Source organism: uncultured Roseibium sp. (assembly GCF_963675095.2).
Classification (GTDB): domain Bacteria; phylum Pseudomonadota; class Alphaproteobacteria; order Rhizobiales; family Stappiaceae; genus Roseibium.
The window spans coordinates 52821-68232 of record NZ_CAXXSJ010000069.1 but is presented as its reverse complement, the minus strand read 5'-3'; the positions used below and the strand labels follow the sequence as shown (position 1 = coordinate 68232).

General features: G+C 60.2%; 12 protein-coding genes. 5 read left to right on the top strand and 7 right to left on the bottom strand.

The annotated features are described in order from the left end of the window. Nucleotides 1-36 precede the first annotated feature (36 nt). From ABIN98_RS26725 to eutB, 7 genes are all read right to left on the bottom strand, one after another. Nucleotides 37-1137, bottom strand: coding sequence for an extracellular solute-binding protein (locus tag ABIN98_RS26725; protein ID WP_346914926.1), 1101 nt, complete (start codon nt 1135-1137; stop codon nt 37-39). Between the two features lie 84 nt (nt 1138-1221). Next, complete coding sequence (locus ABIN98_RS26720) at nt 1222-2316, bottom strand: ABC transporter ATP-binding protein (protein WP_346914924.1); 1095 nt, start codon at nt 2314-2316, stop codon at nt 1222-1224. Nucleotides 2317-2688: 372 nt separating this feature from the next. Then, on the bottom strand, nt 2689-4059 hold the full coding sequence (locus tag ABIN98_RS26715; RefSeq protein WP_346914922.1) for an aspartate aminotransferase family protein: 1371 nt from the start codon (nt 4057-4059) through the stop codon (nt 2689-2691). A 51-nt stretch (nt 4060-4110) separates the two neighbouring features. Beyond that, nucleotides 4111-5601 (bottom strand): NAD-dependent succinate-semialdehyde dehydrogenase, encoded by a 1491-nt coding sequence (locus ABIN98_RS26710; RefSeq protein WP_346914920.1) that lies wholly within the window; start codon nt 5599-5601, stop codon nt 4111-4113. A 117-nt stretch (nt 5602-5718) separates the two neighbouring features. Continuing rightward, the gene (locus tag ABIN98_RS26705) at nt 5719-6240 is read right to left on the bottom strand and encodes an Lrp/AsnC family transcriptional regulator (protein ID WP_346914918.1); all 522 of its coding nucleotides are present in this window, start codon (nt 6238-6240) and stop codon (nt 5719-5721) included. A 24-nt stretch (nt 6241-6264) separates the two neighbouring features. After that, entirely contained in the window at nt 6265-7260 is a 996-nt protein-coding gene (locus tag ABIN98_RS26700) for a cyclodeaminase (protein ID WP_346914916.1), read from the bottom strand. Then, nucleotides 7250-8257, bottom strand: a complete 1008-nt coding sequence (gene eutB, locus ABIN98_RS26695) for a hydroxyectoine utilization dehydratase EutB (protein WP_346914914.1) — start codon at nt 8255-8257, stop codon at nt 7250-7252. Before eutB ends, ABIN98_RS26700 begins: the two co-directional genes overlap by 11 nt. A gap of 171 nt (nt 8258-8428) precedes the next feature. Between eutB and ABIN98_RS26690 the strand changes: the two genes are divergently transcribed. The 5 genes from ABIN98_RS26690 to pdhA all read left to right on the top strand — a co-directional run bounded on the left by ABIN98_RS26690 (nt 8429) and on the right by pdhA (nt 15410). After that, nucleotides 8429-9613: a M24 family metallopeptidase gene (locus ABIN98_RS26690; RefSeq protein ID WP_346914912.1), complete on the top strand. Its 1185-nt coding sequence runs from the start codon at nt 8429-8431 to the stop codon at nt 9611-9613. 13 nt (nt 9614-9626) lie between these two features. Beyond that, entirely contained in the window at nt 9627-10796 is a 1170-nt protein-coding gene (gene argE / locus ABIN98_RS26685) for an acetylornithine deacetylase (RefSeq protein ID WP_346914910.1), read from the top strand. Next, nucleotides 10793-11494: a GntR family transcriptional regulator gene (locus tag ABIN98_RS26680; protein WP_346914908.1), complete on the top strand. Its 702-nt coding sequence runs from the start codon at nt 10793-10795 to the stop codon at nt 11492-11494. The genes argE and ABIN98_RS26680 overlap by 4 nt, the downstream gene beginning before the upstream one ends. A gap of 140 nt (nt 11495-11634) precedes the next feature. Next, nucleotides 11635-13386, top strand: coding sequence for an acetate--CoA ligase (gene acsA, locus ABIN98_RS26675; RefSeq protein WP_346914906.1), 1752 nt, complete (start codon nt 11635-11637; stop codon nt 13384-13386). Beyond that, the gene (pdhA, locus tag ABIN98_RS26670; protein WP_346914904.1) at nt 13383-15410 is read left to right on the top strand and encodes a pyruvate dehydrogenase (acetyl-transferring) E1 component subunit alpha; all 2028 of its coding nucleotides are present in this window, start codon (nt 13383-13385) and stop codon (nt 15408-15410) included. The genes acsA and pdhA overlap by 4 nt, the downstream gene beginning before the upstream one ends. The last annotated feature ends 2 nt before the right edge of the window (nt 15411-15412 follow it).

Here is a 15412-nt window from a genome sequence, read left to right as displayed (position 1 = left end):
GGGCCCGGTTGGCCCCGTCCTGTGTCAGGGAACGGCTTACTTAGCCAGCCAAGCCTGGAACTTGGCGTCGATGTCGTCCCGGTAGTCAGCCCACCACTCGTAGTTATAGAGGAAGGTGTTCTTGGCGTTTGCCGGGTCGGTCGGCATGTGCGGAGCCATGTCGATGCCCAGGTCAGCGTGTTTGCCAACCAGCGGAGCGGAGGACTTACGAGCCGGGCCGTAGGAAATGTACTTGGCCTGGTCGGCAAGACGCTGCGTGTCGGTCGCGAACTTGACGAACTCCTTCACAGCGGCAAGGCGGTCTTCCGGCAGACCGGTCGGGATGATCCAGCCATCCAGATCGAACACCTGCGCGTCCCAGAGCATGGCAACCGGCTGCTTCTGTTCTTCGATCAGCGAGAACAGGCGGCCGTTGTAGGTGGAACCGATCACGACTTCCTTGTCGGCGAGAAGCTGCGGCGTTTCAGCACCGGCAGACCACCAAACGACCTGGTCCTTGATGGTATCGAGCTTCGCAAAGGCGCGGGCCTGACCTTCTTCGGTTTCCAGAACGTCGTAGACTTCGTCCTTCGCGACGCCGTCGCAGAGAAGAGCCCATTCCATGTTGTTGATCGGGCGCTTTTCGAGAGACCGCTTGCCGGGGAAGGCTTCCAGGTCGAACACGTCGCAGATGTCGTCCGGCGTCTTGCCGCCCCATTCGTCAACGTCGGTGCGGTAGCCGAAGGTGGTGGAGTAAACGATCTGCGGAATGAAGCACTCCGAAACCAGAAGATCGCCGAAGTCATCAGCAGCGGACGAGCCGTCCGGAGCTGCGGCCAGATCCTTGTCCGGATCGATCGGCAGGGCCAGGCCTTCGTCGCAAAGACGGATAGCGTCGGATGCCACGACGTCAACGAGGTCCCAGGTGACGTTGCCGGCTTCGTTCATGGCGCGCAGCTTGGCCACGGCTTCCGCGGAGGATTCGTCCCAGATCACGTTAACGTCCGGATGCATCTTCACATACGGATCGGTGTAGGCGGCCTTCTGGGACGCCTGGTATGCACCACCCCAGGACACAAGCGTCATGTCTTCTGCCACGGCGGCGGTGCTGAACAGGGCCAGTGCAGTCCCTGCAAGAATTGCTGATTTGAGCTTCATAGATATAGCTCCCTCTTTCTGGTTATGAACGGGAATTCCCGTCTTCTCACCCGGGCGGGCACGTGGCGTGCGCCGCCAGTGATCTTATCCGACTGCGTCGAGTGCCTTGCAGTCGTTGAGCGCCCAGCCGATCTGAACCATGTCTCCGGTATCGAGCTTGCGCTTTTCGCCCCGGTTCCTCACCTTGACGATAAACTCGTCGTTCCCGGCGACATTCATGCGCACGCGGATGTGGTCGCCGAGATAGATCAGTTCCTCGATACGGCCCTTGACCAGATTGTCCATCTGGTCGCTTGGATCGAACTCGACGCGTTCCGGACGCAACGACAAAGTGGTCTTGTCGCCCACGCCGCTGACGTTGACCTTGTCGGCCTTCAGCCGCGTGCCGTCGCCGAGTTCCACCAGGCATTGGCTGCCGTTCACTTCGACGACCTTGCCGTTCAGCTTGTTATTCTCGCCGATGAACTGGGCAACGAACGAGTTTTGCGGATCTTCGTAAAGCGAATCCGGGGTCGACAGCTGCTGGATGATGCCGTCATTGAACACAGCAACCCGGTCGGACATGGTCAGCGCTTCGGTCTGGTCGTGGGTCACGTAGACGACCGTTACGCCGAGGTTTTCATGGATGTGTTTGATCTCGTATTGCATCTGCTCGCGCAGCTGCTTGTCGAGCGCCCCGAGGGGTTCATCCATGAGGACGAGCTCGGGATCGAACACCAGAGCGCGGGCAACGGCCACACGTTGCTGCTGGCCCCCGGACAATTGGGCCGGGCGTCGATTGCCGAAGTCACCGAGCTCTACCATTTCGAGGGCCCGTTTGACCTTTTCCTGTTGCTCTGCCTTGCCCATCTTCCGCACCTGGAGCGGGAATGCCAGGTTCTCGGCTACGCTCATGTGCGGGAAAAGAGCGTAATTCTGAAAGACCATTCCGATCCCGCGCTTGTGCGGCGGAACGTTGTTGATCGGTCGATCGTTCAGGAAAATTTCGCCGTGGGTTGCTGGCTCGAAACCTGCCAGCATCATCAGGCAGGTCGTCTTTCCCGATCCGGAGGGTCCGAGCATCGTAAGAAACTCGCCCGGTGGAATGTCCAGATTAAGATTCTTAACGACCAGAGATTCCCCGTCGTAGCTCTTCTGGACGTTTTCGTAGCGTACTGCCGCGCCCCGGTTATCCGCCATGCTGTCCCCAAGTTCTGACTTTTAATTCTTCTGTCTTCAAAACCGTCCGGTACCCGCACCCTTGATGGGTGTCTGTTGATGCCGCTCGGTTAAGTCTCCGAAAGAAAAACAAAATCTGTGCGAGAAGGGAAGGGGGATGGAGGAAAAAAGTGAGTAATTTTTGCCCTTAGGTGCTGCAAAATTTAGCTCAAGGGCATTTTCAGGGAAAAATTTGTTCAACGCAAAAAGGCCGGAACGGCGGGGCCGGTTTCCGACTGAAAATTGTTATCCGGAAGGCGGTCGGCGACTGGTTCAGCCGGCTACTTCCGTTGTGGACTTCACGACATTCGAGGGCGGGTCAGGCCGGCCAGGGGCCGGCCCTTGTACCCTTCGTTATTTCAAAACCGACGCCACGGCCTGCCTGGTCGCGTCGACGACCTGATCGAGTTCGCTTTCGCTGATGCACAACGGCGGGGCGAAGCCCAGAATGTCGCCCTGCGGCATGGCCCGACCGATGACGCCTTGCGCCAGCAACGCTGCCGAGATTTGCGGACCGACCTTTTTGGCCGGATCGAAATAAGTCCTGCCGGCCCGGTTCTCGACGAATTCAAGTGCACACATCAGACCTTCACCGCGGATATCGCCGATATGAGCATGATCCTTGAACGTGTCTGTGAGCGCGGCCTTGAAATAGGCGCCTGCCTTTGCCGCGTTTCCGACCAGCCCGAGCTTGTCGATCAGTTCGAGATTCGCGACACCGGCGGCTGCTCCGATCGGATGGGCCGAATAGGTCCAGCCATGGCCGATCGGGCCGAATTCATCCGTGCCATTTTCCAGGACGGTCCAGACCTTGTCGGACACAATGGACCCGGATAGCGGCGCGTAGGCGGAGGTGAGGCCCTTGGCGATCGTGATGATATCCGGCTCCATGCCGTAGTGATCGGAGCCGAACATGCTGCCGAGCCGGCCGAATCCAGTGACCACCTCATCGGCAATCAGCAGGATGTCATGCATTTTCAGAATCGGTTGAATTGCTTCCCAGTAGCCCGCAGGAGGCGGAACGATGCCGCCGGTTCCCAAAACCGGTTCGCCGATGAACGCGGCGATGGTGTCGCCACCCTCGCGCTCGATCAGAGCTTCCAGCTCGGCCACGCAATAAGCAACGAAGTCGCTCTCCGACATGGAGAGGTCTTCGCGCCGGAAATAATCGGGAGCGACGGTATGCAGAACCGTGGACAACGGCAGGTCGAACTTCTTGTGAAACAGCTCCAGCCCGGTCAGCGAACCGGTCATGAGGCCGGAGCCGTGATAGCCGCGCCAGCGTGAAATGATCTTCTTCTTCTCCGGGCGGCCCAGGATGTTGTTGTAGTACCAGACCAGCTTTACGTTGGTCTCGTTGGCATCGGATCCGCCGAGGCCAAAATAGACCTTGGACATGTGCTTCGGAGCCCTGTCCATCACCATCTTCGCAAGGGTGATCGAGGCTTCCGTGCCGTGGCCGACATAGGCGTGGTAATAGGCGAGTTCGCGCGCCTGTTCGGCAATCGCGTCGGCGATTTCCGTCCGGCCGTAGCCGACGTTCACGCAGTAGAGGCCTGCAAACGCATCCAGCAGCCGGTTTCCGTCCCGGTCTTCGATAAAGACGCCGGAGCCGCCGGTGACGATCCTGTTCGGGCTCTCACCGCGCGCGTGCTGGGCAAGATGCGTTGAAGGATGGAAAAAACTCGATCTGTCCCATTCATCGAGCCTGTCATTCTTCAACATCGGTCTTCCTTTCATTCATGATCAACGTTTGTTTGCGGGTTTGGTTCTGGTTCACGCCCAGTCGCGGCAGACGTATTTGACGTCCATGAAGGCCTCCATGCCGAAACGGGCGCCTTCGCGCCCGAGGCCGGACTGTTTCATTCCACCGAACGGGATCGGAGCACCGGTCACCTTGGTGCGGTTGACTGCGACCATGCCATAGGCAAGCCTGCGGCTGGCCCGGTAGATCCGGCGCGGATCCTTTGTGTGCAGATAGGCGATCAGCCCGTATTCGGTTTCGTTCGCAATCCGCAGCGCTTCTTCCTCTCCTTCGAAGGAAGCGATGGCCGCGACCGGCCCGAAGGTTTCTTCCCGCATGATCAGGGCGTCGGCGGGAACGTCCGCAACCACCGTCGGTTCGAAAAACAGGGATCCGGCCGAGTGGCGTTTGCCACCGGTCAGAAGTTTCGCCCCGCGGGCGAGCGCATCCTGAACATGCGCTTCCTGTTTTTCGACAGCACGTTCGTTGATCATGGGACCAATATCGCTGTCGTTCATTCCCGGGCCCGTCGTCAGTGCGGCGGTCCGTTTCGCAAAAGCGGCACAGAATGCGTCATAGACCGGGCGCTCGACGAATATCCGGTTTGCGGCAAGGCAATCCTGTCCTGAGGTCGCGAACTTCGCCGATACGGCCTGTTCGACGGCTTTATCGAGGTCCGCGTCGGCAAACACCAGCATCGGGGCATGGCCGCCGAGCTCCAGAACCAGGCGTTTGATGGTGTCTGCACTGTTGCGGTAGAGCAGGCGGCCAACTTCGGTGGACCCGGTGAAGGACAGTGCACGGACGCGGGGATCTTCGGTCCACGACGGGACGATCTCGGAGGCCGTACCGGTCACGACGTTGAAAACACCAGGAGGCAGGCCCGCCTGATCGGCTAGCTCGGCAAGCGCAAGGGCGGAAAACGGGGTCTCCGCAGAGGGATGGACCAGAACGGTGCAGCCGGCAGCAAGCGCTGCTGCAGCCTTCCGGGTGATCATCGCGGAAGGGAAATTCCACGGTGTCACCAACGCCGCGACGCCGACCGGCTCGCGCCACACTTCCATTTCCGCGTCGGGCAGATGAGAGGTAACGCCTTCGATATTCGGCCGTTTCGCTTCCTCGGCATAGAAGGAAACGAAGGACGCGGCGTAGTCGATCTCGCCACGGGATTCAGACAGTGGTTTTCCCTGTTCCCGGGTCATGATGACGGCAAGGTCTTCCCGGTTTTCCAGGATCAGGTCATGCCACTTCATCAGATAAGCGGCCCGCTCCTGGGGCAGCAGCGCCGCCCAGGGTTCAAAGGCCCGGTCGGCACACGCCACCGCGTCGGCACTTTGGCTGGCGGAGAGTTTCGCGACATCGCCAAGCCATGCGCCGTCAGCAGGATCGGTGACCGGGAAACAGACCCGCGTGTCGGATTCCAGCCAGCGTCCGTTCACATAACCGAACTGCCGGATCAGATGGCGATTGCCGATCTGGGCAAAAAGAGATTTGCAAAGAGGTGCGTCTTCAACGGTCTGCACTGTGCTTTCCCCCTGACTGGCTTGAAACAAAGCCTACAGGCAGGGATGAAGACGATTTTATCGTATTATGGGGTCTTTGCAGACGATCTGACTGAATAAGCGCTTGGTTGCCGAGAATTATTTCATTTCGCCGGTGACGGTTTCGACAGCGTCCATCGCAAACGCAGGAGCGAGCAGGTCCAGGGGTAGGGCGGTTCCGGTTTTCACCGCCTTCGTCATGACATAGGTGAAATAGCGCACCACCCCGAGCCCCTGGTCGAGGAGGTCGTCGATGAGCCGCTGGTAGGTGTCGATATCCCGCGTGACGATCTGCAAAAGGTAATCGAGGCCGCCGCCGATCGCCCAGCAGGCGGTTATTTCGTCCCGGTCGCGAATGGCCTGTTCGAACCTCTGGAAATATTCCGCCCGGTGGTGTTCCAGTTCGATGGTGACGAAAACCGTGACGTGGGGCGCGACCTGTTTCAGCGCGATCCGGGCATGATAGCCCTCGATGATGCCGGCCTTTTCGAGCCGTTCGAGCCGTTTCCAGCAGGGGCTTGGGCTGAGGTTGATTTTCTTGGCAAGATCCGCCTTTGAAATGCGGGCCTCATTCGCCAGCACTTTCAGGATTTGAAGATCCCGGTCGTCCAACTTGAGCATCGGGTGCTGACCTTAAAAAACGGATCAAATCGAAAGGGTGGTGCCGATATCCGTCCCTTGCAGACGGCTCCGAACGAAGGTGGCAATTGCCGTATCCTGAACCCCTGTTCCGGTCAGATCGCAGAAGGTTATGTCATCGTCGCCCTGGCGGCCCGCATGCTCTCCGCTGACGATATCGCCAAGTTCAACGAAGGAACTTTGATCCTGAATAGTGCCCGCGGCAAGAGCGCTTCTGAGTTCCCCGAGCAACTCGCACTGGGAGACCCTGTCGCAGACGACTAGGTCTGCGCGCCGAAGGACCTGCGGATCGATTTCATTCTTTTCGTCCTGATCGGAGCCCATGGCGGTAATATGCAGGCCCGAGTGCAGCCAGTCGGCGGACAGGATCGGCTCGGTTGCCGGAGTGGTCGTCACCACCAACTGGCTTTCGGAAACGAGCTGTTCCGGGTCTTCGACCGCAGCCACCGGAACACCGAGGTTTTTTTGAAGATCCGAGGCCGTCGCTTTCGCTTTTTCCAAATCGCGCCCCCAGACAAGGGCCTTTTCAAAGGGGCGAACGAGATGAGCGGCCTGCAATTGGAGCCGCGCTTGCACGCCGGTTCCCATGACCCCTGCGGTCTTGACCACCTTGGGCGCCAGGTGCCGGGCGGCGACCGCGCCGGCTGCGGCTGTGCGGACGTCGGTCAGGTAGCCGTTGTCGAGGAAAACGGCTTCCACCAGACCGGTCTTTGCAGAAAACAGGATCATCAGTCCGTTGAGGCTCGGCAGGCCGATCGACGGATTGTTGAAGAAGCCGGGACTGACCTTAATTGCAAACCCGTCGAAACCCGGAACATAGGCCGTCTTTACATCGACTTCGGCATTGGCGTCCTTCAGCGCCATGGACAGCACCGGCGGCATCACGACCTTATCCGTTGAGAGCAGACCAAAGGCCTTCTCGATACAGTCGATTGCGGAAAGGTCCAGATGAATCACCCGGCGCAATTCCGTCTCCGTCAGGATTTTCATGTCATGCGTCATAGGATTTGCCCTCAACGATGGTGTCGCCAAGTTGGATCGGGCGGCCGGTGATCACGTCGGTAAATTGGGCCATATCGACATTGCGGCCGGTTATGATCGTGGCGACCGGTCCGTTCGGGAGCGGCAGCTTGTCCGCCAGGAGGGCGGCAATGCCGACGACGCTCGCCCCTTCGGCAATGTGACTGTCTTCAAAATAGAGCGTTTGCAGGGCCTGGTAGATTTCGCCTTCGCTTACCAGCACGATTTCGTCCAGCAAAGTTCGGCACAGATCGAAGGACAGTTTGTTTTCCAGGCCGATGCCGCCGCCAAGGGAATCCGCGAGGCTGGCGACTTCGGTGACCTCCACCGGCCGCCCGGCTTTGATCGATGCGTCCATGGCCGCGCCCCGATCCATGGAAATGCCGATGACCCGGATATCCGGATTGATGGCCTTTGCCGCGAGCGCCACACCTCCGGCCAGTCCGCCGCCGGACAGGGGCACCAGAAGCATGTTCAGATCCGGCTGTTCCTGGAGCATCTCCAGGCCGACGGTGCCCTGGCCGCTGATCACATAGCCATCGTCAAAGGGCGAGATGTCGACGAAGCCGTCCGTATCGCAAAGGCGCAGGCACTCGGCCATCGCGTCGTCCTGGCTAGTACCCACGATCCTGACGTCCGCGCCGAGCGCCCGGATTCGGTCGACCTTGTTCTGCGGAACGAGGGACGACATGCAGATGGTCGCGTTGATCCCCTGCCGCCGCGCGGCATGGGCGACGCCGCGGCCGTGGTTGCCGGTGGAGCAACAGGTGACCGCCTTGGTGCCTGCGGGCGCATTCAGAATGGCGTTGGTGGCGCCACGCAGCTTGAAAGCGCCTGTCGGCTGCATGGTTTCCATCTTGAGAAGAAACGGCACGCCTGCTCTCTCCGACAGGAACGGAGAGGGGATCAAAGGTGTTCGGACGACCTGCCCGGCAATTGTCTTTTGTGCGGCGAACACATCGGCCAGCGACAAGGACATGCGTCGGGTTTCCTCTTTTGGAGACGGGTATCGAACAGGGTCGATGTCGTGTTGTGTACAACATCGCAGAAAAATGTCGCCGGTCAATGAGATTGCGTGAAAAATGCTTGCGTAAATCGCGTTTTAGGAGAACTGTTGTGCACAATAACGGTGTTTTGGAGATGCCCGACCATGCCTGCGAATGATTTGCCGTTCAGTTCCGCCGAATATGACCGCCGTATTGCCAAGGTCCGCAAGGAAATGGCGCGCCGGGATATCGACGTTCTTTTCGTAGAAGATCCGTCAAACATGGCCTGGGTCACGGGTTACGACGGTTGGTCGTTTTACGTGCACCAGGGCGTTATCGTCTTCCACGACGAAGATCCGATCTGGTGGGGCCGGAGTCAGGACGCCAATGGCGCCTTGAGGACCGTATGGATGGCGCCGGAGCGGGTCACCAAATATGCCGACAAATACATCCAGTCGAGCCAGCTGCACCCGATGGAAACCCTTGCCGCCATTCTTCGCGACAAGGGCTATGCCGGCAAACGGATCGGTGTCGAACTGGAAAACTATTACTTCTCCGCGAAGGCCTATCTGACCCTGACAGAAGAACTTCCCGATGCCACCTTCGTTGATGCGACCGCATTGGTGAACTGGCAGCGTACGGTGAAGTCGGAAGAGGAAATCGTCTATATCCGCAAGGCGGCGCGGATTTCAGAAAAGATCATCGACGGGATCTTAGCTCGGGTCGAACCGGGTGTGCGCAAGGTGGATGTGGTTGCCGAAATCTACGCAGATGCCGTCCGCGGTCTGGACGATGCCTGGGGCGATTATCCGGCTATCGTACCGCTATTGCCGTCGGGCGCCGATGCCGCCGCGCCGCATCTGACATGGGACGGCCGGCTGCTTGAAAAGGGTGAGGCGACATTTTTCGAGATATCCGGTTGCCACCGCCGCTATCACGCGCCCCTGTGCCGGACCGTCTTTCTCGGCAAGCCGCCGCAATTCATGAAGGATGCGGAAGCCGCTCTCGTGGAGGGTCTGGAAGCCGGGCTTGAGGCTGCCGTTGCCGGCAACAGGGCGGGCGACATCGCAAGGGCTCTCGCAAAACCGCTGGAAGCTGCCGGGATCGAGCGCGGAGCCAGAGCCGGGTATCCGATCGGCCTGTCCTATCCGCCCGACTGGGGTGAGCGCACGATATCGATCCGGGACGAGGACGAAACGATCCTGGAGCCCGGAATGACCTTTCATTTTATGCCGGGTCTCTGGATGGACGATTGGGGGCTCGAGATCACCGAAAGCATTCTGATCAGGGACAAGGGGCCGGCAGAATGTTTCTGCTCCAAGCCGCGCAAGCTCTACGTGAAAGACTGATGGTGGCGCTATCATGAGCCTCATGAACGAGACGATCGGAATTCTGGACCGGCTGATCGCCTTTCCGACGGTGTCCTCCGACAGCAACCTGGAGCTGATCGTCTATGCCTCGGAATTGCTGGAGCACCACGGGTTCCGCACGACGGTCTCGCGCGATGAAACCGGCAAGAAGGCCAATCTTTTCGCCACCCTCGGTCCGGATGCGCCCGACGGCATCGTCCTGTCCGGCCATACCGACGTCGTGCCGGCCGATGCATCGGACTGGACATCGGATCCCTTCCGGCTGCGCCAGGAGGGCGATCTGCTTTTCGGCAGGGGCACCTGCGACATGAAAGGTTTCATTGCCACCGTTCTGGCAATGGCCCCACACCATGCGGAGCTGAACCTGCAGCGCCCCCTGCATGTGGCCCTGACCTATGATGAGGAAACCGGCTGCTTCGGCGCCCGGCATCTGGTGGAGGAACTGAAGAACCAGGAGATCCGCCCCTCGGTTGCCATCATCGGCGAGCCAACCTCGATGCGGGTCATCGAGGGTCACAAGGGCTGTTACGAGTATACCACCTGTTTTCACGGGACCGACGGGCACGGCTCGGACCCGGACAAGGGGGTCAATGCCATCCATTACGCCGTGCGTTTCATGACGCGGCTCATGGAACTGGGTGAAACGGTGAAGGCGGGCGCGAAATTTTCCAACGAGCGCTATCAGCCACCCTGGACGACCGTTCAGGTCGGGCGGATCGAGGGCGGAAAGGCCCGTAATGTCATCGCGCGCAACTGTTCCGTGGAATGGGAAATGCGGCCGGTGCAGCAGGCCGATGCCACACTGATCAAGGAGGCGCTTGAAGAGTACTGCCGGACGCAACTGTTGCCGGAGATGCAGGTGGTCTCCGCGGATGCTCGTATTGTCACCGAAATCATCGGCGAAGTGGCAGGGCTTGAGGTCATGTCGGACAATGAGGCCCGGGACATCGTCTGCAAGCTGACCGGATCCGACCTGTGCGACGTGGTGGCGTTCGGAACCGAAGCCGGGCTGTTCCAGTCGCTCGGCATGTCCGTCGTCGTTTGTGGTCCAGGCTCGATCGCCCAGGCCCATCAGCCCGACGAATATGTCAGCGTTAGCCAGCTCCAGTCCAGTCTCGACATGTTGTCCGGCCTGTCGTCAGCCCTGGAACAGCGGCCATGACATCGTCCGATGAACTGGCGGCCAGGCTTGAAAACGCTAATGGCGCCCAGGAACGGTTCGAGATCCTGTACGGCACGCTGCGCGAACGCATCAGCATGTCGGATTATCCGCCCGGTATGCGGCTCAGCGAAGAAGCGCTCGCTGCCGAGTTCGGAATTAGCCGCAGCCCCTTGCGCAAGGCGCTCAAGATCCTGGAAGCGGACGGTTTGCTGCAGTCGGTTCAAGGCGTCGGGACTATCGTGACCGACGTCGATCTCGAAGGGCTGACCCAGGTTTACCAGCTGCGGATGGAACTCAACGAACTGGTCGGACGGTTGTCGCCGAAACATCCCGACGAGGCGACGCTGGCACTGTTCGAGGAGCTCAGGAAACGGGCCGAAGAGTTGCAGGCTGCGCCGGACATGAAGGTGTTCGCCAGACTGAACATCGATTTCTTTCATGCCTTCATGCGGCTGACCGACAATCAGCCGCTGGTGGAAGTCTCCGAGCGGCTGTTTTACCAAACCTGCCGGATCTGGCTGAAAATGATCCCCATGATGGACTTCGCCGAGGAGGTCGCCATTTTCGCAGGCGAAATCAACGCGATCACCGATGCCGTGCGGCTTGGTGATACGGAAGCTGCCGGTCATATCCGCAGGGCGCATCTGTCTATGGGGTTCACCCGGCTTAAAAGCCACGCCCGCCAATACACGTTGTAGGGCTTTCTGCCGGATGAGATAAGGTAGGCGCCGGAAAGATGGCCCGGCAAACCATTGATCCACGTCATTTCGGCAGACAATTTCTCCCGTTACGCTTTCCGGATAACAATCTGCAACTTGCAGGAAAGGGCCGGGAGGAAATGGCTCGCGAGATTATCCGCAAGGATTCCGCATATGCCGCCAGGGCGAATATGCCGGATTACGACAAGGAACGGGCATCCTTCAGTTGGGAGGCTGTACGCGCGACGCTCGACGGACTGCCGGGCGGCAAGCTTAATATCGCCCATGAAGCGCTCGACCGGCATCTCACGAACGGCAATGCGGACAAAACCGCCTTGCGCTGGATTTCCAAGGATGGCGAACCGACCGATTTCAGCTATCGGGACCTGATCGGGCAGACTGCCCGCTTCGCCAATGTTCTGAGAACCATTGGCGTGGAAAAGGGCGAACGGGTTTACTCGCTGCTGGGCCGTGTACCCGAACTCTACATCACGGCTCTTGGAACGCTTAAAGCCGGCAGTGTGTTCTGCCCGATGTTTTCCGCCTTTGGCCCGGAGCCGATCCATTCGCGCATGGAGATCGGCGGCGGCAAGGTCCTGGTCACCACCAAGGCGCTTTATCGGCGCAAGGTCGCCGGTATCCGCGACCGCCTGCCGGAACTGAAGCACGTGCTGCTGATCGATGGCGACGGCAGCATCGAAGGCACCCGCAATTTAGCTGACCTGATGAAGGATGCGTCGCCGGATTTTCCGGTCGAACCGATGGATCCGGAGGACATGGCGCTCCTCCATTTCACCAGCGGCACCACCGGAAAGCCCAAGGGCGCCGTCCATGTCCACGGCGCGGTCGTAGCCCACAAGACGACCGGCCGGATCGCCCTGGACCTTCGGCCGGAAGACACCTTCTGGTGCACCGCCGACCCCGGCTGGGTGACAGGCGCCTCCTACGGCATCATCGCGCCTTTGACGATCGGCGCCACCATGATCGTCGATCAGGCGGAATTCGACGTTGAACGCTGGTACCGGATCCTGGAAGAGGAGAAGGTCACGGTCTGGTACACGGCGCCGACCGCGATCCGCATGCTGATGAAGGCGGGCGCGGAGATGGCGCAGGTGCGCGATCTCTCCCAGATCCGCTTCATGGCGAGTGTCGGCGAGCCACTCAATCCGGAAGCCGTCGTTTGGAGCAACGAGGTCTTCGGCATGCCGTTTCACGACAACTGGTGGCAGACGGAGACCGGTGGCATCATGATCGCCAATTACGCGTCCATGGACGTCAAGCCGGGCTCAATGGGCAAGCCTTTGCCCGGGATCGATGCCGGCATTGTCGCCCGGCAGGACGGTGGAGTGAAGGCGGTCGACGATACGATGGTGATCGGCGAACTGGCACTGAAACCCGGCTGGCCGTCAATGATGCGCGCCTATCTCCATGAGCAGGCCCGTTACGACAAATGCTTTGTCGGCGGCTGGTACCTGACCGGCGACCTCGCCATGCGCGATACGGACGGCTATTTCTGGTTCGTCGGCCGCGCCGATGATGTCATCAAGAGCTCCGGCCATCTGATCGGCCCGTTCGAGGTCGAGAGCGCGCTGATGGAACATGAAGCCGTCGCCGAGGTCGGCGTGATCGGCATTCCGGATGAAACCGCGGGCGAAATCGTCAAGGCCTATGTGGCCCTGAAACCGGGGTTTGAAGAAAGCGATGACCTGCGTCTGGACCTGATCGGCCATGCGCGCAAACGGCTCGGTCCGGCTGTCGCGCCAAAGGAAATCGCTTTCCGCGCCAATCTGCCCAAGACCCGCAGCGGCAAGATCATGCGCAGGCTTTTGAAGGCCCGCGAGCTAGGCCTTCCCGAAGGCGATATCTCCACATTGGAGAGCGATGAAAAATGATTGATTCCGGCCCGACATCAGGTCTGAAAAAAGACCTGAAACCGCACCTGACTCGCGAGCACGCCCTCGATCTGCTCAAGGCCATGATCCGCATCCGGCGTTTCGAGGACAAATGCGCCGAACTCTATACCCGCGAAAAGATCCGCGGCTTCCTGCATCTTTACGACGGCGAGGAAGCAATTGCGGCCGGCGTCATTCCTGTGCTGACGGAGAAGGACCGGCTGGTTGCCACCTACCGCGAGCACGGGCACGCTCTCGTGCGCGGTCTGTCGATGAAAGAGGTCCTGGCCGAGATGTACGGCAAGGCCGAAGGCTGTTCCGGGGGGCGGGGCGGCTCGATGCATCTCTTCAGCTCTGCAGCCAATTTCTACGGTGGCAATGCCATTGTCGGCGGCGGTCTGCCGCTCGCCGTTGGCCTGGGCCTTGCCGACAGGATGCGGAACGAGGACCGGGTGACCGCCTGTTTCTTCGGTGAGGGCGCGGTTGCCGAGGGCGAGTTCCATGAAAGCATGAACCTTGCCTCCCTGTGGAAGCTGCCGGTTCTGTTCGTCTGCGAAAACAACGGCTATGCCATGGGCTCCGCACTGCCCCGGACAGAATCCGAAACCGACATTCATGCCAAGGCCGCAAGCTACGCGGTCCAAAGTGAAGTCGTCGACGGCATGGATATCGTCGCCGTCGAGGCGGCGGCCCGTCGCGCCTTGGCGGCGATACGCGAAACGGGAAAACCGTTTTTCCTGGAATGCCGGACCTACCGTTTCCGTGCCCATTCCATGTTCGATGCCCAGCTTTACCGCGAAAAAAGTGAGGTCGAGGACTGGCGCAAGAAGGGGCCGATCCTCCGGTTCCAGAGCTGGCTGGAACAGACGGGCATGCTGCATGCGTCCGATCTGGAGCAGATCGAGGCGGAGGTTGCCGCCGAAATCGACGCGGCGGTGGCCTTTTCGGAGGCCGGAACATTGGAGCCGGTCGAGGATCTGACCAGATATGTCATGGCGCCGGAACGACCCGAGCCGCCAACGGTGGCTGAGCCATCGGGCGAGACCATCACCATCACTTATCGCGAGGCGGTGAAAGCGTCGATTTCGGAAGCCTTGAAGCGGGACGACCGGGTGTTCCTGATGGGCGAGGATGTCGGCGCATACGGCGGCTGCTATGCGGTCAGTAAGGGATTATTCGACGAGTACGGACCGGAGCGGATTCGCGACACGCCCTTGTCGGAATCCGGGTTTACGGGCGCGGGGATCGGGGCGGCGATTGCCGGCATGCGTCCGATCGTCGAGGTGATGACGGTCAATTTCTCGCTGCTTGCCATCGATCAGATCCTGAACACGGCGGCGACCTTCCGCCACATGTCCGACAACCAGTTTGGCGTGCCGGTCGTCATCCGCATGGCAACAGGGGCCGGCAAACAGCTCGCCGCCCAGCATTCCCATTCATTGGAAGGCTGGTACGCCCATATCCCGGGAATCCGCGTCCTGGCGCCGGCGACGCTGGAAGACGCCCGCGGCATGCTCTGGACCGCGCTGGAAGATCCGGACCCGGTGCTGATCTTCGAAAACGTCATGCTCTACAATAGGGAAGGCGAGCTTGCTGCCAATGCCGGGCCGGTCGATATCGATAAGGCGGCGGTGCGCAGGGAAGGGGGCGACGTCACGCTCATCACCTATGGCGGCTCGCTGTTCAAGACCCTGGAAGCCGCGGAGGAATTGGCGAAGGCCGGTATCGACGCCGAGGTGATCGATCTCAGATCCCTGCGCCCGCTCGACATGGAGACGATCCTGGCCTCGGTCGGCAAGACCCATCGCGCATTGATCGTCGACGAGGGCTGGCAGACCGGCAGCCTTTCCGCCGAGATCGGCATGCAGATCGCCGAGAAAGCCTTCTACGACCTCGATGCGCCGCTCGCCCGTGTCTGCAGTGCGGAAGTTCCGATCCCTTACGCCCATCACCTGGAACAGGCCGCAATCCCGCAGGTCGACAAGATCGTTGCTTCGGCACGGACCCTCTTTGGAGGCGTGTGAAC

What these genes read in the sequence shown, in the direction of transcription:
- ABIN98_RS26690 (WP_346914912.1), top strand. Translation starts at nt 8,429, where the DNA reads ATGCCTGCGAATGATTTGCCGTTCAGTTCCGCCGAATATGACCGCCGT.
- acsA (WP_346914906.1), top strand. Translation starts at nt 11,635, where the DNA reads ATGGCTCGCGAGATTATCCGCAAGGATTCCGCATATGCCGCCAGGGCG.
- pdhA (WP_346914904.1), top strand. Translation starts at nt 13,383, where the DNA reads ATGATTGATTCCGGCCCGACATCAGGTCTGAAAAAAGACCTGAAACCG.
- ABIN98_RS26720 (WP_346914924.1), bottom strand. Translation starts at nt 2,316, where the DNA reads ATGGCGGATAACCGGGGCGCGGCAGTACGCTACGAAAACGTCCAGAAG.
- eutB (WP_346914914.1), bottom strand. Translation starts at nt 8,257, where the DNA reads ATGTCCTTGTCGCTGGCCGATGTGTTCGCCGCACAAAAGACAATTGCC.
- ABIN98_RS26700 (WP_346914916.1), bottom strand. Translation starts at nt 7,260, where the DNA reads ATGACGCATGACATGAAAATCCTGACGGAGACGGAATTGCGCCGGGTG.
- ABIN98_RS26715 (WP_346914922.1), bottom strand. Translation starts at nt 4,059, where the DNA reads ATGTTGAAGAATGACAGGCTCGATGAATGGGACAGATCGAGTTTTTTC.
- ABIN98_RS26725 (WP_346914926.1), bottom strand. Translation starts at nt 1,137, where the DNA reads ATGAAGCTCAAATCAGCAATTCTTGCAGGGACTGCACTGGCCCTGTTC.
- argE (WP_346914910.1), top strand. Translation starts at nt 9,627, where the DNA reads ATGAGCCTCATGAACGAGACGATCGGAATTCTGGACCGGCTGATCGCC.
- ABIN98_RS26705 (WP_346914918.1), bottom strand. Translation starts at nt 6,240, where the DNA reads ATGCTCAAGTTGGACGACCGGGATCTTCAAATCCTGAAAGTGCTGGCG.
- ABIN98_RS26680 (WP_346914908.1), top strand. Translation starts at nt 10,793, where the DNA reads ATGACATCGTCCGATGAACTGGCGGCCAGGCTTGAAAACGCTAATGGC.